The organism is Yersinia canariae (assembly GCF_009831415.1).
Taxonomy (GTDB): Bacteria; Pseudomonadota; Gammaproteobacteria; order Enterobacterales; family Enterobacteriaceae; genus Yersinia; species Yersinia canariae.
Genome location: NZ_CP043727.1, coordinates 504,016 through 524,325, shown reverse-complemented (window position 1 = coordinate 524,325; position 20,310 = coordinate 504,016). Strand labels below are relative to the sequence as shown.

Here is a 20,310-nt window from a genome sequence, read left to right as displayed (position 1 = left end):
AATGGAGATATAAAGTCTTAAACCAATTTCTTCCAAGATATTACCCTTCCTAATTGGGCATTACGGTAACTGCTCTGCTGACAAAGAGGCAAAAATGAATATAAAACGCGCAATGGTGTTCTTACTGATAACACTGGGGCTCTCGGCTTGCAGCGCTTTTCACATCACTCCGGTTCCGCCACCCGTGGCTCAGCCCTATGCCCAGGAAATTACCCGCGCACAGAGCCTTAACTTACAAAAAGTGGGAACAGTTTCGGCACAAGTATTTGGCAGCCCGATGGATATCGAAGCTGAAATTAAACGCAGGGCGAATGCCAGCGGCGCGCCCTACTATTTAATTATCATGATGTCTGACAGTATTTACCCGGGCATCTGGTATGCCAACGCCCTGTTGTATAAATAGCTCATCGTTACCATCACATTTATTTCATGCCGCTGCCGCGACTGAGCAGCAGCGCGCAAACAGCTTCAGGCAGCATGTACTGATCCCGGTGGTCTAGCGTCATGCGGCACCAGGCATCGGCTAATGCCGGTGAGGAAAATCGCAGTAATTGAGAGGCGCAACACAGATCAAATAGTTGCTGAGTTAGCGCCCGCCCTTGTTCTTCCTTAGGATTTTTCAGCCGCTGTTGCAATTGTCGCCATGCGCGGTCAAATAACCGACTCTGACCTCGTACCGGATAAAACTCTTGCTGAAGCATTTCTATCGCGGATGGGAGTTTGCGTAATGTCCGCAACACATCAAGGCACATGATATTGCCAGAACCTTCCCAAATACTGTTTACCGGCATTTCACGATAAATCCGTGGTAACTCACTCTGTTCGCAATAGCCGATTCCGCCCAGCACCTCCATCGCCTCCGCCACGAACCCGCTGCCCAGCCCACAGATTCGGTATTTCGCCGCCGGAGTCAACAGCCGACTGAATACCTGCTCATGGGCCTCGTGCGTTTTTTCCCATGCACTGGCTAAACGCATCAATAGCGCGGTATGCCCCTCTAAGCGCAGCGCCATGCGGCTTAGCACTTGTCGCATCAAAGGTTGGTCAACTAATGACTTACCAAAAGCATGCCGCTGCCAGGCATGATACAGCGCGACGGAGAAGGCACGCCTCATTAGGCCATGGCTACCCAGCGCGCAATCAAAACGGGTATATCCGCCCATTTTTAGAATTTGGCGAACACCGTCGCCCTCCTCCCCCAATAACCAGGCGGTGGCATTATCAAACTCGACCTCACTGCTGGCATTGGAGCGGTTGCCGAGCTTATCTTTCAAGCGCTCCAATCGAATGGCGTTATAGGTGCCATCCGGCAACATTTTCGGCAAGAAGAAGCAAGACAATCCGCCCTCGGCTTGTGCCAGTACAAGATGCGCATCACTTTGTGGCACCGAGAAAAACCATTTGTGCCCGACCAGACGATAAGCTTCGCCATTGCCCCGTACACCTAGCGGCTCAGCCCTCGTGCTGTTGCTTAATACATCGGAACCGCCCTGTTTTTCGGTCATGCCCATGCCAATCAATAAGCCGCGTTTCTGGCTGCCGATAGTTTGGTGCGAGTCATAACGATCTGAGAGTAATGCCGGGATCCAGTTTTGGAATAATGGAGGCAGCGAATGTTGCAGTAATGGAATAGCGCCAAACGTCATGGTTATCGGGCATAACGTCCCCGCCTCTACCTGAGCATGCAGGATAAAGCGCGCGGCGCGAGCGACAAAAGACCCAATTCGGGCATCTTCCTGCCAAGGCAAATTATGCACCCGATGACCCACCAGCTCTTGCATTAACACATACCAGGCTGGATGAAATCGCACCTGATCTAACCGCTGCCCCGCCGCATTGTAGCGCAATAATTCTGGTGGATTGGCGTTTGCCAGTCGCCCTAATTCAAGTGATTCCTGTGAGCCTAATTGTAGCCCGATCCGTGAAAGATCCTCTCCATCCCAGCCCGCATGTTCCCGTATCACTGCTTCCCGCAAGGCCATATCAGACAGAAACAAGTTGCTGTTCGATAATGGTTCTGGCTGATTGAAAACCAAGTGAGTCTGCCAATCCATACCTTCCTCCATTTCGGTACTCATTGCGAAATTGGTATTCATAAATCAGGGTTAAGTATGGTGCAGACGGAGTTTTTTGCTGACGAACTCATCACAAACAGAGATTAACCCACCCTATATCACTGATAGTGATGTGAAATCACTTTCTATTAAAAATAAAAAGCCAACACCCGAAAATGTTGGCTTTTTCAAAAACTGAGATGAAATGGGTATTAAGCTTTCAGCGCTCGCTGACGCACCGCTTCAAACAAACACACACCAGTAGCAACCGACACATTGAGTGAAGAAACACTCCCAGCCATCGGAATACTGATCAGCTCATCACAATGTTCGCGGGTCAAACGGCGCATACCTTCGCCCTCGGCCCCCATCACCAATGCCATTGGGCCGGTCATTTTGCTCTGATACAAAGTGTGATCGGCTTCACCGGCAGTCCCGACAATCCAGACATTGTGCTCTTGTAACACCCGCAGCGTACGCGCCAGATTAGTCACTTTAATCAATGGCACATTTTCCGCAGCGCCACTGGCAACTTTCTTGGCGATTGCATTTAGCTGCGCTGAGCGGTCCCGTGGCACAATAACGGCATGCACACCGGCAGCATCCGCGCTGCGCAAGCACGCCCCCAGATTATGCGGGTCAGTCACCCCATCCAGCACGAGCAGGAAAGGCGTTTCCACACTTGCCAACAATGCCGGCAAATCATTTTCCTGATACTGACGCCCTTCACGGACACGCGCCACGATACCCTGATGGACACCGCCCTCAACCTGTGAATCTAACCACTGACGGCTGGCAACCTGAATGACCAAACCGGCAGCTTCCAGTTCGGCAATCAATGGCTGTAGGCGACGATCGTCACGACCTTTCAGAATAAAAACTTCAAGAAAACGTTGTGGATCATTGTCTAACAGGGCTTTAACGGCGTGAATGCCGTAAATAATTTCGCTCATGATGCTCTTTTATAAATGATTAAATTAATGCGGGCGACCGGAGCCGCCCGACAATCAACAGGCCATTATTGGTCACTGCTGGTTTTTTTCTTCGCCCGCTTGGCCTTGGTGGCTGCGGCAATTTTCTTGGTCTTGGCGGATGCTCTTTTCGCTTTCGCTTTAGCCTTTTTCTCAGCTAGTGCTTTTTCATCTAACTTAGCAGCGGCATCTGCCGGGCGGAATGCACTATCCGGCTCAAAATTTACCGGTTTTTTAGCACGACGAGGGCGTTGCTGCCCACTTCCTGCTGGCGCACCGCCATCACGGCGTGATGAGTTCGCAGAGCTACCACGACCGCCACGGCCCGTGGAGGTATCGCGCATAGTACGTTGGCCATCAGCTTTTTTGGCTTTATCGCGGGCGGTTTTACCTTCGCCGCGTGGTTTACGAGTGCTTGAGACCAGAGCAAAATCAATTTTGCGCTCATCCATATGAACCGCTTCCACGCGAATTTCCACGGTATCACCCAACCGGTAAACCTGGCCGGAAGACTCACCAATCAAGCGCTGGCCGATGTTATCGTAGCGGTAATAGTCATTGTCCAGACTAGAGACATGCACCAGACCATCAATAAACAAATCATCCAGACGCACGAAGAAACCAAAACCAGTGACACTGGCAATAATGCCGGTAAACACTTTGCCAACCTGATCCTGCATGAAGTCACATTTCAGCCAATCGGCCACATTACGGGTGGCTTCATCAGCGCGACGTTCGGTCATTGAGCAATGTTCGCCCAATTGCAGCATGTCTTCATACTCACTGTGCCAGCCACCTGTTGGTGTCCAGCGTTCTTTCACATTACCGTGCTCTTTGGCTAGCTGGTATTTGATAGCCCGGTGCATTGCCAAATCGGGATAACGGCGGATTGGCGAAGTAAAGTGCCCATAAGAGGCCAGTGCCAAACCAAAGTGACCGCGATTTTCTGGATCGTAAATCGCCTGTTTCATTGAGCGCAGCAACATAGTTTGCAGCATTTCATGGTCGGGGCGATCGGCGACTTCATCCATCAACACCGCATAATCTTTGGGTTCCGGTTTCAAACCGCCGCCGAGTGTCAGACCCAACTCGCTGAGCACACTGCGCAGCGCTGAGATATGGTCATCACTTGGGCGGTCATGCACGCGGAACAGCGCGGGTTCGTTATGTTTTTCCACAAACCGCGCGGCGGCGATATTCGCCAAAATCATGCACTCTTCAATCAATTTATGCGCATCATTACGCACAGTCGACTCAATGCGTTCAATGCGTCGTTCGGCGTTAAAAATAAACTTGGCTTCTTCGGTTTCGAACGCAATACCACCACGCTCCGCGCGAGCCTGATCCAACATTTTGTACATCGCGTGGAGTTCTAATAAATGCGGCACCAGCGGTTTATATTGCTCGCGCAATGATTCTTCGCCATCAATGATGCGCCACACTTTGGTGTAGGTCAGCCGCGCATGGGAGCTCATCACCGCTTCATAAAACTTATACGATGACAGTTTACCCTGTGAGGAGATGGTCATCTCACACACCATACACAGGCGGTCGACCTGTGGATTTAGGGAGCAAAGGCCGTTGGACAGCACTTCCGGCAGCATTGGGACGACTTGCGATGGGAAGTAAACTGAGTTACCGCGGCTTCGAGCTTCATCATCCAGTGCCGTGCGCGGGCGCACATAATAGCTAACATCAGCAATCGCCACCCACAAACGCCAGCCGCCGCCACGTTTTTTCTCGCAATACACCGCATCATCAAAGTCGCGGGCATCTTCGCCATCAATAGTGACCAAAGGCAGATTGCGTAAATCCACTCGCCCTTTTTTCGCTTCTTCCGGCACTTGCTCTTTCAGATCAGCAACTTGCTTTTCAACTTGTGGCGGCCAAGTGTGCGGAATCTCATGGGTACGCAGTGCAATGTCCACCGCCATGCTGGTGCCCATATTCTCACCGAGCACTTCAACAATCTTACCTACCGCTTTAGTTCGACGAGTTGGCCGCTGAGTCAACTCAACAACCACCATATATCCCATCCGAGCGCCATTAATAGCATCCGGCGGGATCAGAATATCAAAACTCAAGCGACCATCATCCGGCACCACAAAACCTGTACCCGCATCAGTAAAATAGCGGCCCACGATCTGGCTGGTTTTCGGGACTAATACACGCACAATACGCGCTTCACGACGGCCTTTGCGATCAGCGCCAACAGGCTGAGCCAAGACGACATCACCATGAATCGCGGTTTTCATCTGTTCTGCAGAGAGATACAGATCGTCTTTACTACCTTCAACGCGTAAAAAACCAAAACCATCGCGGTGGCCAATAACCGTCCCGCGTAATAAGTCCAGACGCTCCGGCAAGGCGTAGCACTGACGGCGGGTGAAGACCAATTGCCCATCACGCTCCATGGCGCGCAGGCGGCGACGCAACGCCTCTAGCTGTTCTTCACCAGATAAATTAAGTTCATTCGCCAGCTCTTCACGGCTGGCAGGTGTTTCGCGCTTCGCGAGATGAGCCAAAATGAATTCCCGGCTAGGGATCGGTGACTCATATTTTTCTGCTTCTCGTTCCAAGAATGGATCTTGTGACATTGAGGTTCCTCCGTTGTCAGCAGCAGCTTGCTATACGTGTTTTATTATAAGAATTACTCAACAAGTAATAGCTTGTAGAGCGGGGTATTATCCTGAACCATATCGGCTAAAGTATAGTTATCCAGCTCGTTAAGGAAACTTTGCACCGCCTGATTAAGCACTTGTTTCAGGCGACAAGCGGGTGTTATATGGCAAAAATCACTACTGCAATTCACCAGAGAAAGTGGTTCTAACTGGCGCACAACATCGCCAATCCGAATCTGGTCAGCCGGTTTACCTAACCGTATGCCGCCATTCTTTCCCCGCACAGCGGTTACCAGCCCCACACGGCTCAACTGATTGATTATTTTAACCATATGATTGCGAGACACGCCATAGACCTCAGTTACCTGAGAAATGCTGGTCATTTGGCCTTCAGGTAGCGAGGCCATATAAGTAAGCGCCCGCAAACCATAATCAGTAAAACTTGTTAACTGCACGTATACCCCTGAGTATCAGTTTACCCGGCTTAAACCCATCTACAATGACACGTTTTGGATAGGTTATAAGTGTGATTCTAAGTGCTATTTAGAAAACTTATAGTTTGAATGATAAACCAGTCACAAAGCTTGCGACTAATCATTTAGATGAAGGGCGGGTTTTTTGATGTAAAACAGCTGGTCGAAGATAACTTTCAGGTGAATCTGAAACAATAAACCGGACATAAGCCCGGTTCATTAGCATCTGAATTCTGATTATTTAGCTATTAGCTAATGAATCAAGCATCAAATGGGTCGCGCAGGATCATGGTTTCTTCACGATCTGGGCCGGTAGAGATGATATCAACCGGAACACCTGTCAGCTCTTCTACACGTTTGATGTAGTTCAGGGCTGCCTGTGGCAACTTACTGTGTTCTTTCACGCCAAAGGTCGTTTCTGACCAGCCAGGCATGGTTTCATAGATTGGCTCAATACCTTCCCAACCTTCAGCAGCCAGTGGGGTGGTATCAACTTCACGGCCATCTGGCATGCGGTAGCCGACACAAATCTTCACTTCTTTCAGGCCATCGAGCACGTCCAGTTTGGTCATGCAGAAGCCAGATAAGGAGTTGATTTGCACAGCACGGCGCACAGCAACAGCATCCAACCAACCGGTACGACGGCTACGGCCAGTGGTCGCGCCATATTCGTTACCTTGCTTGCGCAGGAACTCGCCCGTTTCATCGTTCAGCTCAGTCGGGAATGGACCTGCACCGACGCGAGTGGAATAGGCTTTCACGATACCCAATACGTAATCAACATAACGTGGGCCCAGGCCAGAGCCTGTCGCTACGCCACCAGCAGTGGTGTTAGATGAAGTCACATACGGATAAGTACCGTGGTCAATGTCCAGCAAGGTGCCTTGAGCGCCTTCGAACATGATGAATTCACCTTGCTTGCGGGCATTGTCCAGCAATTCGGAAACATCAACTACCATCGCGGTCAGGATATCGGCGACAGCCAATACTTCATCCAGCACTTTCTGGTAGTCAACCGCTTCTTCTTTGTAGTAATGCACTAGCTGGAAGTTGTGGTAATCCACAATTTCTTTCAGTTTGATTGCGAAGGTTTCTTTATTGAACAAATCACCTACGCGCAGACCGCGACGGGCAACTTTATCTTCATAGGCAGGGCCGATACCACGACCGGTAGTACCGATTGCTTTTGCACCACGTGCTTTTTCACGCGCATTATCCAGAGCCACATGATATGGCAGGATTAATGGGCATGCTTCGGAGAGTAACAGTCGCTCACGTACAGGCACACCGCGCGCTTCAAGTTCTGTCATCTCTTTCATTAAAGCGTCAGGCGCCAGTACAACACCGTTACCGATGATGCTGGTTACGTTTTCACGCAGAATACCTGAGGGAATTAAATGAAGAACGGTTTTCTCACCGTTGATAACCAAAGTATGGCCAGCGTTGTGACCACCTTGATAGCGCACAACATATTTAGCCCGTTCAGTCAGCAGGTCAACGACCTTGCCCTTACCTTCGTCACCCCATTGGGTGCCCAGTACGACGACGTTCTTACCCATCTCAAAAATCACCAGGTTGCTTAAAAAAGGATTCTAACATCTCATACGGCGGCTTTCAGTACTTTTTAACACATAACTGAACAATTTTTGTGCTTATATTTAGCCACCCATGCGGCTACGCAACATGTAGTAGATAACAACGCCTGCAACCACTAATCCTCCGCCAAAACGACGTAAAGTGGCATCCGATAATTGGGTCATTGCCAAGATCATTTTGCGCCAGGCTTTGGGATAAAGCATCGGGCCAAGCCCTTCCAGTACCAAAACCAAGCCTAATGCTAATAAGATGGTTGAATTCATTGTCTGTCTCAATCAAATAGAAAAACGGCCTCAAATAGAAAAGGCCCGCGTTAACGGGCCTTACTATTACAGTCAAAAACATACAGTCAAAAACGCGCTATTACGGCAGCCGTTATGGACGTTTGCTAGAGTTATCTGGCGATTTCATGTAGCGGAAGAAATCACTCTCCGGGCTCAGTACCATGACATCATTGCCGCTGCTGAAGCTATTTTCATAAGCACGCAAGCTACGAATGAAAGCATAGAAGTCAGGATCTTTACTGAATGCATCAGCAAACAGACGAGCAGCTTCAGCATCACCGCCACCACGAGTAATACGCGCCTGACGCTCTGCTTCTGCCAGGGTACGAGTCACTTCATAGTCGGCTGTTGCACGCAACTTCTCTGCTTCTTCCTGACCTTGTGAACGGTGACGACGAGCAACTGCTTCACGTTCTGCCCGCATACGCTGGAAGATTGCGTCAGAAACTTCTGCCGGTAAGTTGATTTGCTTGATTCGCACGTCAACCACTTCAATCCCCAGAGCCGCCATACTGTTCGGGTTAACCGCAGGCTGTTTGCCGCGAGTTTCCTGTTCAACACGCGCTGCCGCAGAGGCAATAGCATCATCCGCTTCAGTGGTCACGGCTTCATCACCCACACTACCGGTGTTCAGCGCATCACGCACATCTGACGTCAGACGGCCACGAGAGTCTGTTACGATGTCGCGCACATTCAGGCGACCGATTTCAGAACGTAAACGGTCACTGAATTTACGTTTTAACAGCACTTCAGCCTGAGAGACATCACCACCACCAGTGGCAAGGTAGTAACGGCTGAAATCGCTGATACGCCATTTCAGATAAGAGTCAACAATCAGGTCTTTCTTCTCGTTAGTCACGAAACGGTCGGCCTGGTTGTCCATGGTTTGAATACGGGCATCCAACGTCTTCACTGTTTCGATAAACGGTATCTTGAAGTGCAGGCCCGGTGCGTACACCAGAGGCTTGTTATCACTATCACGCAATACCTTGCCAAAGCGCAGGACAATCCCGCGTTGACCTTCTTGTACGACAAACAGCGAAGCGTAGAGTGCGACTAACACCACAACGACGATAAGTAAAAAAGACTTACGCATTGGTTATTCTCTCCCTACGCGAGTGGAAGTATCACGCTGAGCATTCGCCCGGCGCTGATCCATGATAGAGCCACTGGTTGAACTGGTATTCGAGTTACTTGCACCAGATTCTTGGCTGCTATTGGCAGAGGAAGGCGGATTCAGACGAATCAGACTTGTGTCTTTACTGCCATCTGCTTTATCTGCACCTTGGCCACGCATCAGTTGATCCAGCGGCAACACCATCAGACTGTTACCTTTGTCATTAGCCAGCACTTTGCGGGTATGACCGAGGACTTTCTCCATGGTTTCGATGTATAAACGCTCACGGGTAATTTCCGGTGCCGCCTTATACTCCGGCAACAACTTCGCAAAACCAGCAACTTCACCCTGCGCTTCCAACACTTTACGCGCGGCATAAGCACGGGCATCTTCTAACAGACGCTGCGCCTGACCGTTAGCACGAGGTTGGACTTCGTTGGTGTAAGCTTCTGCTTCACGAATATACTGTTGTTCGTTTTCACGGGCAGCAATCGCATCATCAAATGCCGCTTTAACTTCTTCCGGCGGACGTGCTGCCTGGAAGTTAACGTCCAGCAGAGTTATCCCCATGTTGTATGGACGAATAGTTTCTTCCAGTACACGCTGAGTATCACTACGAACGATGGTACGGCCTTCGGTGAGGATTTTATCCATGGTGTATTTACCAATAACACCACGTACTGCGCTGTCAGTTGCCTGACGCAGACTGTCATCCGGATTAGTCACGCTAAAGAGATAAGCGGCCGGATCAGTCACGCGGTACTGCACGTTCATTTCGATGCGAACAACGTTCTCATCAGAGGTCAACATGACACCTGAAGCCGCCAATTCGCGTACAGATTCGACGTTAACCGGGGTGACTTCATCGATAAAGGTCGGTTTCCAGTTCAAACCGGGCTGTACAATGTGGCTTAATTTACCCAAGCGAGTCACAACACCGCGCTCAGCTTCTTTAATTGTATAGAAACCACTTGCTGCCCAGATAACCACAACCGCAACCACCGCGATACCCACAATACGACCACTGAAACCAGGGCCTCTTGTCGTTCCACCGCTATCGTTACCGCTTCCGCCACTTTTGCCGCCGAGGCTACTCAGCTTTTTGCTCAGTTTACGGAAGATATCATCCAGATCCGGCGGCCCTTGGTCACGGCCACCTTTATTATTATTGTTATTTCCGCCAGAGTTGCCGCCATTATTATTGCTGCTCCCCCACGGATCGCGGTCCTGTCCGTTATTACCGGGCTGATTCCACGCCATGTTTTAGCTCCATTCTTCTATGATTGGTTTTCTTCAGGCCAAGAGCACACGCCAAAGAAGCTGGCTCTTAATCTCACAAAAAAGTTCAATTAATCAATTAATTAGCCAAATCTGGCTCACTAACAACATAACTGACCAAATCTTGCTCTTGTTTACAGAGACGACGCCAATCAACGATAGGCATTCTGACCACCATACCGACATTCCCGTCCTCGTCTATCCACTCTTTTTCAATTGCCTGAAGCTGGTAAAAACGGCTACGTAAACGGCCTGCCTGAGGCGGCAAACGCAATTCAAAGTGTGCGATCTCACCTGAAAGACGCTCCGTTAACGCTTGAAAGAGCAACGGGATACCTGCGCCGGTTTGGGCCGAAAGCCAAACTCTGACTGGCAGATTTTCTTCGTTGCGATCAATTCGCGGGACGAAATCATCCAACAAATCAATTTTATTCATTACTAATAATGTAGGGATTTCATCCGCCTCGATTTCTGCCAATACAGAATCGACCGCGGCCATATTCTCGGCTACCCGAGGATCAGCTGCATCAATAATGTGTAACAGTAATGAGGCTTGCCGCGTTTCTTGTAATGTCGCTTTAAAAGCGGCAACCAGATCGTGCGGCAAATGCCGGATAAAACCTACCGTATCCGCCAACACTGTATCGCCCACATCAGCCACATTAATACGGCGTAAAGTTGGATCCAGCGTGGCAAATAGTTGGTCAGCCGCATAGACATCAGCTGCCGTAATTTTGTTAAACAGGCTAGATTTACCGGCGTTGGTATATCCCACCAAAGATACTGTCGGAATATCAGCACGGGTACGCGCACGTCGCCCTTGCTCACGCTGCTTTGCCACACGCTCCAACCGGTTCAAAATCAGGCTGATACGGTCACGTAGCAAACGGCGGTCGGTCTCCAACTGGGTTTCACCTGGCCCTCTTAGGCCAATCCCACCTTTTTGACGCTCAAGGTGCGTCCAGCCGCGTACCAAACGGGTCGCAATATGGCGCAATTGCGCTAATTCGACCTGTAATTTACCTTCATGGGTACGGGCCCGTTGGGCAAAAATATCTAAAATTAGACCCGTCCGATCAATTACCCGGCACTCACACAAACGCTCAAGATTTCGCTCTTGCGCGGCGGAAAGGGCATGATCAAACAGGACAACAGACGCACCACTGGCTTTCACTGCATCAGCAATTTCTACTGCCTTTCCCTCGCCCACAAAAAACTTAGGGTGCGGTGCTTTGCGACTACCCGTCACAATTTGCAAAGCTTCTACGCCCGCAGAAGATACTAGCGCTTCGAACTCACGCAGATCCTCTGAGTTTTTGTCTTGCGAGAAATAGATATGAACCAGTACGGCCTGCTCACCGCCTTCATAACGGTCAAACAAACGTGCAACCTCTCAAACGGATCAAAACCGCTAGTGCGGAGAACATAAGCCCGAATCCGTTGCTTATGTTCCCCGTCATGGTTGACCAGCAATGCGCTTTATTCAGCGTCATCGCTATCCTGCTGCGGCTGTTGCGGCGCAGATGGATTACTACCATGATAATTATTGGTGCTACCACTCGGATTATTGCTGTGATGCGAAACCGGGCGCGAAGGCACTACAGTAGAGATGGCATGCTTATAAACCATCTGGCTGACTGTGTTCTTTAACAGAATGACAAACTGATCAAAAGACTCAACTTGGCCCTGCAGTTTAATGCCATTCACTAAATAAATAGAAACCGGAACCCGTTCACGACGCAATGCGTTCAGGAACGGATCTTGCAAAGATTGCCCCTTAGCCATTCTATATTTTCCTTATTTGCTTGTTGTTATTAACTAAGAACCTATCGGCTCGAAAATAAACTGCGTAAAAAAATCCGCGCGTTGAGTACTAATCAATTGTACACAATCATTCAACCTATGCACTAACAACCTGTATTACAGAGTCTAAAGCCTCTCCCGGCTTATCACTGTCGAGCCACTGGACTGAACCCCAGCCCCGCAACCAGGTCATTTGGCGCTTTGCCAGTTGACGTGTCGCACAGATTCCGCGGTAAACCATTTCGTCGTAATCAATCTCACCGGACAGATAAGACCACATCTGTCGGTATCCCACACAACGAATGGCCGGCATATCCGTATGCAAATCACCACGGTCAAAAAGCGCCCTAGCCTCTGTTTCAAACCCGGCATCCAGCATCTGACGAAAACGTAATTCAATCCGCTGGTGCAAGAGTTCCCGGCTAACAGGCGCAATCGCAAATTGGTGAACCCGATAAGGTAAGGTTTCACCTGAAATTTTAGTCAGTTCTGTTAGAGTTTTACCTGAAATAAAAAAAACTTCCAGTGCTCTGGAGAGCCGTTGGGGATCATTAGGATGAATTCGCGCCGCAGCAACCGGGTCGATTTCAGCCAATTGTTGATGTAATGCTTCCCAACCCAGTTCCGCCGCCTGCTGCTCAATACGCTGGCGCACTTGCGGATCTGCTGACGGCAATGGAGATAACCCATCCAACAGCGCTTTAAAGTACAACATTGTGCCACCCACCAGCAGCGGTATACGCCCGGCTGCGGTAATGTCGGCCATTTCTTTTAATGCATCTTTACGAAAATCAGCGGCAGAGTAGGATTGCGCTGGGTCACGAATATCAATCAGCCGGTGTGGGGCTAACGCCAGTTCTTCCGCGCTGGGTTTCGCGGTGCCGATATCCATACCACGGTAAATCAGGGCGGAGTCGACACTGATGAGTTCCACAGGCAGCCGTTTTCTCAGTGCAATGGAGAGCGCTGTTTTACCCGAGGCGGTTGGCCCCATAATAAATATGGCCGGTGGCCGGTCTAAATTTTCAATATCATTCATGTTTCAGGGTTGCCAATGCAGCCTTTATATCAATAGGTTGTAATAGCCCAGCGGGTGGTGATTTCACTAACTGTGGGCAAAGACGTTCAACATCCGCCAATAATTGTATCGCTTGAGACACATTCCATACCTCATGTTCACTGCCAAGATGGCGAGAAATCCATGTGGCCAGAGCATCTGGCGATATCTCTTCATGTTGCGACAGATAGCCTAACAGTTCCGGTATCAGTTTTTGTAAATTTTGTTGGCGTAATGGTAAAGATACTGCACGTAAGGTCGCTCTTGTATGCTCAATGGCCAATTCTATTCCCATGGTAGCTAACAATTTCTGATGATGCAGGCCTGCAGCCGCTTCATTTTTATCCAATGTCAGTTTTAATGGGATCAGTAATGGCTGAGGGCGTAGTCCTTCTGCTGACGGGTTCAATTGGGCTTGCTTTAGCCACCGTTCGGCAACCGTCAGTGCTAATAATGCGACACCCTGCTTATATTCAATAAGAGCATAACAAGGCGGAAATACCGTCAATACCCGACCAAAACTGTAATTATCACCATGAAGTGGCTCGTCCGCCGGGATCTGACGCGCAACAGGAGCTGGAGCTAGTGCGGTGTCTACCGCTTTACTCTCAGTCGCCGGTTGCACCAGTTGACGATATAACTCGCCTTGCTGCTTTTGATAAGGCTGGCCCGAATGATAGGCCGGAATAGGTTCGCGGGCGATGGAGCGCTCAGTAGTGATTGTTCGCTCCGGTGCAGCAACTCGCTCTACGGGTGGCGCTTTCGCCGGTTCCGGCTGCGCATATTTATTAACGCCCGCTGCCACGCGATTTTCCGGCTGCCAGCGCGGTGCTTCGATCTCTTCGCCATCTTCATTGATGTTCAGCACCGGAGTCGCCGCTTGCTGTAAAACAGTGGTAACGGCTTGATATATAAAATCATGCACCAGCCGCGCCTGCTGGAAACGCACTTCATGTTTAGCCGGATGCACATTGACATCAACCTGATGTGGGTCAATATCCAGATACAAAACATAAGCCGGTTGTTGGTCGTCTTTGAGTAAATCTTGGTAAGCCTGGCGGATCGCGTGGTTAATCAGCCGGTCGCGCATCATACGGTTATTAACGTAACAATATTGCATTTCACTGAGTGTGCGGCTGGCGGCAGGATCAGCCACCCAACCACGGATGGTTAAATCGCCATGTTGCCAGGAAATCGCCAGCGCATGCTGCAAAAATGTCGGGCCACAGATACTGGCCAGACGGCGTTCATGCTGGGAAGGATCTGGAGCTGCACGATACTGCCGCATCAACTTGCCGTTGTGACTGAGATTGATAGCCACGTCGAAGCGCGCCAGCGCAATGCGGCGCACCACTTCATCAATATGACCAAATTCAGTTTTTTCAGTACGCATAAATTTGCGACGGGCGGGCGTGTTGTAAAACAGGTCCAGCACCTCAAGGGTACTGCCGACCGGGTGAGCCGCGGGCTTGATGGTCACCGCCATGTCGCGGCCTTCAGCATAAGCCTGCCAAGCTTCATTCTGTTCTGCTGTTCGCGATGTCAAAATTAGCCGGGAAACTGAACTGATACTGGCTAGCGCCTCGCCGCGAAACCCCATACTGAGGATGGCTTCCAAATCTTCCAGTGAACTTATTTTACTGGTCGCATGGCGCGCCAAGGCCAAGGCCAAATCATCTTTACCAATACCACAGCCATTATCACGGATACGAATCAGTTTTGCGCCACCACGTTCGATATCAATATCAATCCGTGACGCCCCCGCATCCAGACTATTTTCTACCAACTCTTTTACGACCGATGCAGGCCGTTCTACCACTTCACCGGCGGCAATTTGGTTAGCAAGCTGTGGTGGTAGAATCTGAATTGGCATAGCCGTTCCTTCGCTTACGATTGTGGAATTGTGAGGGTTTGCCCAAGTTGGACATTACCTGACTTTATCTTATTCGCCCGCTCAATCTCACTCATCGACACACCATATCTGGCTGCAATGGCCGACAGCGTATCACCCCGTTTCACCTGATGTTTCACGGGCTGACTTTTGCTCGGCTTCACTTTAGCAACGGTTTTGGGTGCTGTTATCGCGCCCGCACTGCCCGATGCCGGTACTTTCAAGCGCTGCCCCACCCAGACCACATCATTTTTCAGTGTGTTATTTTGCCGCAATACCGCCATGCTGACGCCGTATTGACTGGCAATGCCAGATAAGGTTTCGCCGCGTTGTACTTTATGAATCTGACTTTTACCTGCCGCAAGTGGCTTGGCGGCAGATGTTCTACCGCTCTGCGCATTACTGTTCGCCACCGGCTCTGGCTGACTAACACTTGAACGTTGTGAAGATGAATCAACCGCCGCTGTTTCAATGAGCGGGCGGTTTTCGACCTTTGGGTCGGCTTGTAGCGGATGCGCGAGGAAATAACTGCGCAAACCTTTATAAATGGCTTGAGCAATTTTCTCCTGATACGCGCTACTGCCAAGCAGCCGCTCCTCCGTACTATTACTGATAAAGCCGGTTTCCACTAACAATGACGGAATATCCGGTGAACGTAACACCCCAAGGCTGGCGTGTTCAGGCCGACGTTTATGAATGTCGCCCACTCTTTGCAGCTCATTCAGCACTTTGGTGGCAACGTCATAACCCACCCGCTGAGAGTGACCAAATTGCAAATCCAATACGGCCTGACTCAAGTAGGGGTCAGAAGCGGTGTTTGCCAGCACATCACCCGCACCACCGAGCAGTTCGGATTGCTTCTCATGCTGCTCCAGCCAGTTGCCCATTTCACTGTTAGCGCGGCGATTCGACAGTACCCAAACCGAGGCTCCGGTTGCGCTGCGGTTAGGTGCCGCATCCGCATGGACGGAGACCAGCACGTTAGCTCCCTGCTTACGCGCCACGTCCGAGCGGCCCATAACCGAAATGAAGTAATCGCCATTGCGGGTCAACACGGGTTTAAACATCGGATCACTGTTAAGCAATGCTTCAAGCCGACGGGCGATAGCAATAGTGACATTCTTCTCTTTCAGACCATTTTGCCCGATAGCTCCGGGATCTTGACCACCGTGACCAGCATCAATGGCCACCACCACGCGCGAGCTATTAGCGGCACTGGCAGTTTTGATTGGTCGGGAGGTGTTGGTGGTGATGTTCTCACTGCTCACCACTACCGTTGGCTTGTTGTTAAACGGGTTTTTAGCCACCGAAGTGGTATTGGTGCTGGTGACCCGTGATGCCGTGTTCGCGCTCGCCGCCTGTGACGTTAAACGCCCGGCATTAGGACTTGGCGTATTAGTTTGATTTAGTGGCGTATTATTTTGGCTTAATATGGGCTGCGGCACTTGCCGAGCAGGCGCGCTGGCCGCCGCCGTCATCGTAATCACGACAGTGTAATTGTTACCTGATTGCTGAGTGACCGCACGAGTTTTGACTTTTTGTGTCAGTTCCAGCACCAAACGGGTGCTTTGCTCATCTTTCGGGGTGCTGGAGCGAATTCTTTTCAGTAGGTTCTGCCCACTGAATTCCAAGGGTAATCCCGAAAGATTGCCACTTTGGCGAACATCTAACACCACCCGCTCAGGTGAATTCAAAGAGAAAAAAGCGTAAATCGGCTGACCATCAAAACTGAGCGTAACCCGACTTTCTGTCGGGCCATTATTCACTTTAATATCAGTCAGTTTCACCGCCCATGCTGAAGGCAGGGTAAATAACCCCATCATAACCAGCACTACAGCGGCTAATGTGCGCTTCCCGCGGTTAAGTCGCGACTGGCTAATTAATTTTGTTAAGCCATGCATCATTATCAAATTATCCTTGCACAGCAGCTAAACGGCGCAACACATCTGCACCCGCATCAGAAATAGCCACCAGGCGAGCTTCACGCCCTTCGTCCTGATAAGCCAAATGCAATTCAACATCCGCCTGAGGTAGGAACCCAGCCCCTTGCTGCGGCCACTCCACCAGACAAATTGCCTGTTTATCGAAATAATCGCGAATACCCATAAACTCTAGCTCCTCGGGGTCAGCCAGACGATACAGGTCAAAATGGTAAACCGGCCTTGGGGCCAAGCTATACGGCTCAACCAAAGTATAAGTCGGGCTTTTAACATGCCCTGAATGGCCAAGGGCCTGAAGGAAGCCACGGCTAAAAGTTGTTTTTCCGGCACCTAAGTCACCGAACAGATAAATAACGCTGGCACCATTGAAGGCATGGGCCAAAGCGGCCCCTAATGCAACGGTCGCTGCCTCATCAGGCAGAGGTAAAACGAGTTCTTTCATTCTGTGATATCTATCTTGCTAACTCAGGATTAACGTACTTCGGAATAACTGGCAGCAAATCTGTGGCCAGTAAACCCCGGGTGCCTTGAACTTCAGCCAGTGTGTCTGCGGCAACGCCATGCACAACACAACCTGCACAGGCAGCATCATACAGCACCAGCTTTTGTGCTATCAAACTGCCAATAATGCCGGACAGGATATCCCCCATACCACCAGAGGCCATACCCGCATTACCGACATCAGCAATCGCCATCTCGCCCTGTTCACTGGCAATTAGAGTACCAGCCCCTTTCAAGACCACCACACCACCATATTGTTTAACAATGTTACGGGCAGAAAGTAAGCGGTCACTCTCAATATCAGCGACGCGGCAACCAAGCAGGCGGGCAGCTTCGCCAGGATGAGGGGTCAATACCCGATTCTGACGCCTATGTGGATTTAATGCCAGTAAGTTGAGAGCATCTGCGTCCCATAATGCTGGTTTATCACTTTGTTGCAATAGATTCAGAGCATTCCTGCTCCAATCGGACTGCCCTAACCCCGGGCCGACCACCAATACATCAGCCCAGCTCATGCTTTGCGCGAGAGTTTCATCCGTTAACTCCTGCACCATCAGCTCAGGGCGAGCGGCCAAAATCGGGGCCACATGCTCAATGTGAGTGAGTACTCGCACTAACCCCGCGCCGCTGCGCAAAGCCGCTTCACCCGCCATGCGAATCGCCCCCCCAAATCCTTTATCGCCCCCCACCAACAGTAGACGGCCGTGCTCCCCTTTGTGGGCACACGGGCGGCGGGGCTTCAGCCATTGCGGCAAGTGCTCGGCTGTCATCCGCTCAATTTGTACCGGTTGAGCCGCTAGCCATGACGTCAATCCCAGATCATTACAGTGTAAATTCCCCACCCAATCGCGGGCCTGCCCAGTGAGCAAACCCGGTTTCAGTGTGACAAAAGTCAGGGTGTGATCAGCACGAATGACTGAGCCCGGAGCCGCGCCGCTATCAGCACTCAGCCCCGACGGAATATCCAACGCAATTTTTGCCGCACAATGGCGGTTTGCAGTGTCAATTAGCGTAGCATAAACACCCTGTGGTGCGGCTCGTAGGCCAATCCCTAGCAAACCATCAATAATTAAATCGATATGCTGCGGCCATGATATATCAGGCTGATGAATCACACCGCCCGCCGCCAGCCACTGAGACTGTGCTTGATGAGCTTCGGCGGGTAATGGGCGATTGCCGGGGCAAGCAATCAGAGTGACATTCAAACCCGCAGCCAAGGCGCGGCTGGCAACAATATAGCCATCGCCACCATTATTCCCGTGACCACATAAAATTAGCCAATGGCGCGCTGCTGGGTATTGCTTTCGCGCCAATTCAAATGCTGCATTTCCGGCTCTCACCATCAGGTCAAATAAAGTCAGGGAGAAGTGTGCTGCGGCAACCGCCTCATTGCGCCGCACCCAGTCCGCAGAAAAAACAGAGTGTGGTAAACTAACACTGATTTGTTTCTTACTATGGTCCGTCATGGCACACCCCCTCGATCTGAATCAATTAGCCCAACATATCAAGCAATGGGGGCAATCGCTAGGTTTCCAGCAAGTCGGTATCTGCGATACTGATTTGTCAGCGGAAGAACCGCGCTTACAGGCCTGGCTTGATAAACAATATCATGGCGAAATGGCCTGGATGGCCCGCCACGGTATGTTACGCGCGCGCGCCCATGAATTATTACCCGGCACTTTACGGGTGATTAGCGTGCGGATGAATTATCTGCCCGCCAAGGCGGCATTTGCCAGCACATTAAAGAATGCAGAATTGGGGTATGTCAGTCGTTATGCATTGGGCCGTGACTATCATAAATTATTACGCCAGCGCCTGAAAAAATTGGGCGATATGATTCAGAATTATTGTCTGGAGCAGACAGGCGATGATATCAATTTCCGCCCGTTTGTCGATTCGGCCCCGATAATGGAGCGCTCGCTGGCCGCCAAATCCGGCATTGGCTGGGTTGGTAAGCACTCACTGATATTAAATCGCGATGCTGGCTCCTGGTTCTTCCTCGGTGAGCTGCTTATTGACTTACCGCTACCTGTCGATACCCCCCAAGAAGAACAATGTGGCCGTTGTGTCGCCTGCATCACGACCTGCCCGACCGGGGCTATCGTGGCCCCTTATACTGTTGATGCACGCCGCTGTATCTCTTACCTGACGATTGAACTGGAAGGCGCGATACCTGAAGAATTTCGTCCACTAATGGGTAATCGTATTTATGGTTGTGATGATTGCCAATTAATCTGTCCTTGGAATCGTTTCTCACAATTAACCGATGAGGAGGATTTCAGTCCGCGCGCTGTGTTGCATACACCGCAGTTACTGGATTTATTTGCCTGGAATGAAGAAAAATTTTTGCGGGTCACTGAGGGCTCAGCCATCCGGCGAATTGGCCACCTGCGCTGGTTACGCAATATCTCGGTCGCGTTAGGCAATGCGCCCTATCTCGATAAGATTGTATTGGCATTGGAAGCGCGTCGCGGTATTGACTCCATGTTAGATGAACATATTGAATGGGCAATCTCACAGCAATTGAAAAGACGGTCTACACTGATTGGGGATGTTCAATTGCCGCAGAAAAAACGGCTGGTGAGAGCGATTGAAAAAGGCCTGCCACGAGATGCCTGATGCCACTTTTGCCTGATGTCGAATGACGTTGAGCAGAGTTTTTTTAGCTATTTCTGTTATAAATGAACTCAGAGTTTTCCTGTGTATAAAAATAAAAACACCTTG

17 protein-coding genes are annotated in these 20,310 nt (G+C 50.4%); 2 read left to right on the top strand and 15 right to left on the bottom strand.

Annotated features, from left to right (window positions below):
• Positions 1-94: 94 nt before the first annotated feature.
• Positions 95-403, top strand: coding sequence for a biofilm peroxide resistance protein BsmA (bsmA, locus tag F0T03_RS02470; RefSeq protein WP_159677152.1), 309 nt, complete (start codon positions 95-97; stop codon positions 401-403).
• A gap of 19 nt (positions 404-422) precedes the next feature.
• Here the strand turns inward: bsmA and F0T03_RS02465 are convergent, their stop codons facing one another.
• The 15 genes from F0T03_RS02465 to nnr all read right to left on the bottom strand — a co-directional run bounded on the left by F0T03_RS02465 (position 423) and on the right by nnr (position 19,052).
• Complete coding sequence (locus F0T03_RS02465) at positions 423-2,066, bottom strand: isovaleryl-CoA dehydrogenase (protein ID WP_159680634.1); 1,644 nt, start codon at positions 2,064-2,066, stop codon at positions 423-425.
• A 200-nt stretch (positions 2,067-2,266) separates the two neighbouring features.
• Entirely contained in the window at positions 2,267-3,007 is a 741-nt protein-coding gene (rlmB, locus tag F0T03_RS02460; protein WP_145556498.1) for a 23S rRNA (guanosine(2251)-2'-O)-methyltransferase RlmB, read from the bottom strand.
• A 65-nt stretch (positions 3,008-3,072) separates the two neighbouring features.
• Positions 3,073-5,622 carry a ribonuclease R gene (gene rnr, locus F0T03_RS02455; protein ID WP_145556497.1) on the bottom strand — a complete coding sequence of 850 codons (2,550 nt, stop codon included), beginning with the start codon at positions 5,620-5,622 and terminating at the stop codon, positions 3,073-3,075.
• Positions 5,623-5,675: 53 nt separating this feature from the next.
• Entirely contained in the window at positions 5,676-6,101 is a 426-nt protein-coding gene (nsrR, locus tag F0T03_RS02450) for a nitric oxide-sensing transcriptional repressor NsrR (protein WP_005156409.1), read from the bottom strand.
• A 278-nt stretch (positions 6,102-6,379) separates the two neighbouring features.
• Entirely contained in the window at positions 6,380-7,678 is a 1,299-nt protein-coding gene (locus F0T03_RS02445) for an adenylosuccinate synthase (protein ID WP_145556496.1), read from the bottom strand.
• A gap of 99 nt (positions 7,679-7,777) precedes the next feature.
• Positions 7,778-7,978: a DUF2065 family protein gene (locus F0T03_RS02440; RefSeq protein WP_145556495.1), complete on the bottom strand. Its 201-nt coding sequence runs from the start codon at positions 7,976-7,978 to the stop codon at positions 7,778-7,780.
• 112 nt (positions 7,979-8,090) lie between these two features.
• Complete coding sequence (gene hflC, locus F0T03_RS02435) at positions 8,091-9,095, bottom strand: protease modulator HflC (RefSeq protein ID WP_145556494.1); 1,005 nt, start codon at positions 9,093-9,095, stop codon at positions 8,091-8,093.
• A 3-nt stretch (positions 9,096-9,098) separates the two neighbouring features.
• Positions 9,099-10,376: an FtsH protease activity modulator HflK gene (hflK, locus tag F0T03_RS02430; RefSeq protein ID WP_159677151.1), complete on the bottom strand. Its 1,278-nt coding sequence runs from the start codon at positions 10,374-10,376 to the stop codon at positions 9,099-9,101.
• Positions 10,377-10,473: 97 nt separating this feature from the next.
• The gene (gene hflX / locus F0T03_RS02425; RefSeq protein WP_159677150.1) at positions 10,474-11,775 is read right to left on the bottom strand and encodes a ribosome rescue GTPase HflX; all 1,302 of its coding nucleotides are present in this window, start codon (positions 11,773-11,775) and stop codon (positions 10,474-10,476) included.
• A 98-nt stretch (positions 11,776-11,873) separates the two neighbouring features.
• Complete coding sequence (hfq, locus tag F0T03_RS02420; protein WP_004392473.1) at positions 11,874-12,179, bottom strand: RNA chaperone Hfq; 306 nt, start codon at positions 12,177-12,179, stop codon at positions 11,874-11,876.
• A gap of 115 nt (positions 12,180-12,294) precedes the next feature.
• Positions 12,295-13,236 (bottom strand): tRNA (adenosine(37)-N6)-dimethylallyltransferase MiaA, encoded by a 942-nt coding sequence (gene miaA, locus F0T03_RS02415; protein ID WP_145556491.1) that lies wholly within the window; start codon positions 13,234-13,236, stop codon positions 12,295-12,297.
• Positions 13,229-15,127, bottom strand: a complete 1,899-nt coding sequence (gene mutL / locus F0T03_RS02410) for a DNA mismatch repair endonuclease MutL (RefSeq protein WP_159677149.1) — start codon at positions 15,125-15,127, stop codon at positions 13,229-13,231. The genes miaA and mutL overlap by 8 nt, the downstream gene beginning before the upstream one ends.
• A gap of 14 nt (positions 15,128-15,141) precedes the next feature.
• Complete coding sequence (amiB, locus tag F0T03_RS02405; RefSeq protein WP_162527006.1) at positions 15,142-16,977, bottom strand: N-acetylmuramoyl-L-alanine amidase AmiB; 1,836 nt, start codon at positions 16,975-16,977, stop codon at positions 15,142-15,144.
• 79 nt (positions 16,978-17,056) lie between these two features.
• The gene (gene tsaE, locus F0T03_RS02400) at positions 17,057-17,527 is read right to left on the bottom strand and encodes a tRNA (adenosine(37)-N6)-threonylcarbamoyltransferase complex ATPase subunit type 1 TsaE (protein ID WP_159677148.1); all 471 of its coding nucleotides are present in this window, start codon (positions 17,525-17,527) and stop codon (positions 17,057-17,059) included.
• A gap of 10 nt (positions 17,528-17,537) precedes the next feature.
• Positions 17,538-19,052, bottom strand: a complete 1,515-nt coding sequence (nnr, locus tag F0T03_RS02395; protein ID WP_145556488.1) for a bifunctional ADP-dependent NAD(P)H-hydrate dehydratase/NAD(P)H-hydrate epimerase — start codon at positions 19,050-19,052, stop codon at positions 17,538-17,540.
• On the opposite strand from nnr, the gene queG reads away from it, so the two are divergent.
• Positions 19,051-20,205, top strand: a complete 1,155-nt coding sequence (gene queG, locus F0T03_RS02390; RefSeq protein WP_159677147.1) for a tRNA epoxyqueuosine(34) reductase QueG — start codon at positions 19,051-19,053, stop codon at positions 20,203-20,205. The two genes, nnr and queG, sit on opposite strands and share 2 nt — an antisense overlap.
• Positions 20,206-20,310 lie beyond the last annotated feature (105 nt).

Coding starts and splice junctions, on each gene's coding strand:
- queG (WP_159677147.1), top strand. CDS start 19,051: ATGGCACACCCCCTCGATCTGAATCAATTAGCCCAACATATCAAGCAA.
- hflC (WP_145556494.1), bottom strand. CDS start 9,095: ATGCGTAAGTCTTTTTTACTTATCGTCGTTGTGGTGTTAGTCGCACTC.
- F0T03_RS02445 (WP_145556496.1), bottom strand. CDS start 7,678: ATGGGTAAGAACGTCGTCGTACTGGGCACCCAATGGGGTGACGAAGGT.
- F0T03_RS02465 (WP_159680634.1), bottom strand. CDS start 2,066: ATGGAGGAAGGTATGGATTGGCAGACTCACTTGGTTTTCAATCAGCCA.
- mutL (WP_159677149.1), bottom strand. CDS start 15,127: ATGCCAATTCAGATTCTACCACCACAGCTTGCTAACCAAATTGCCGCC.
- hfq (WP_004392473.1), bottom strand. CDS start 12,179: ATGGCTAAGGGGCAATCTTTGCAAGATCCGTTCCTGAACGCATTGCGT.
- bsmA (WP_159677152.1), top strand. CDS start 95: ATGAATATAAAACGCGCAATGGTGTTCTTACTGATAACACTGGGGCTC.
- nnr (WP_145556488.1), bottom strand. CDS start 19,052: ATGACGGACCATAGTAAGAAACAAATCAGTGTTAGTTTACCACACTCT.
- rnr (WP_145556497.1), bottom strand. CDS start 5,622: ATGTCACAAGATCCATTCTTGGAACGAGAAGCAGAAAAATATGAGTCA.
- miaA (WP_145556491.1), bottom strand. CDS start 13,236: ATGAATGATATTGAAAATTTAGACCGGCCACCGGCCATATTTATTATG.
- F0T03_RS02440 (WP_145556495.1), bottom strand. CDS start 7,978: ATGAATTCAACCATCTTATTAGCATTAGGCTTGGTTTTGGTACTGGAA.
- hflK (WP_159677151.1), bottom strand. CDS start 10,376: ATGGCGTGGAATCAGCCCGGTAATAACGGACAGGACCGCGATCCGTGG.
- rlmB (WP_145556498.1), bottom strand. CDS start 3,007: ATGAGCGAAATTATTTACGGCATTCACGCCGTTAAAGCCCTGTTAGAC.
- tsaE (WP_159677148.1), bottom strand. CDS start 17,527: ATGAAAGAACTCGTTTTACCTCTGCCTGATGAGGCAGCGACCGTTGCA.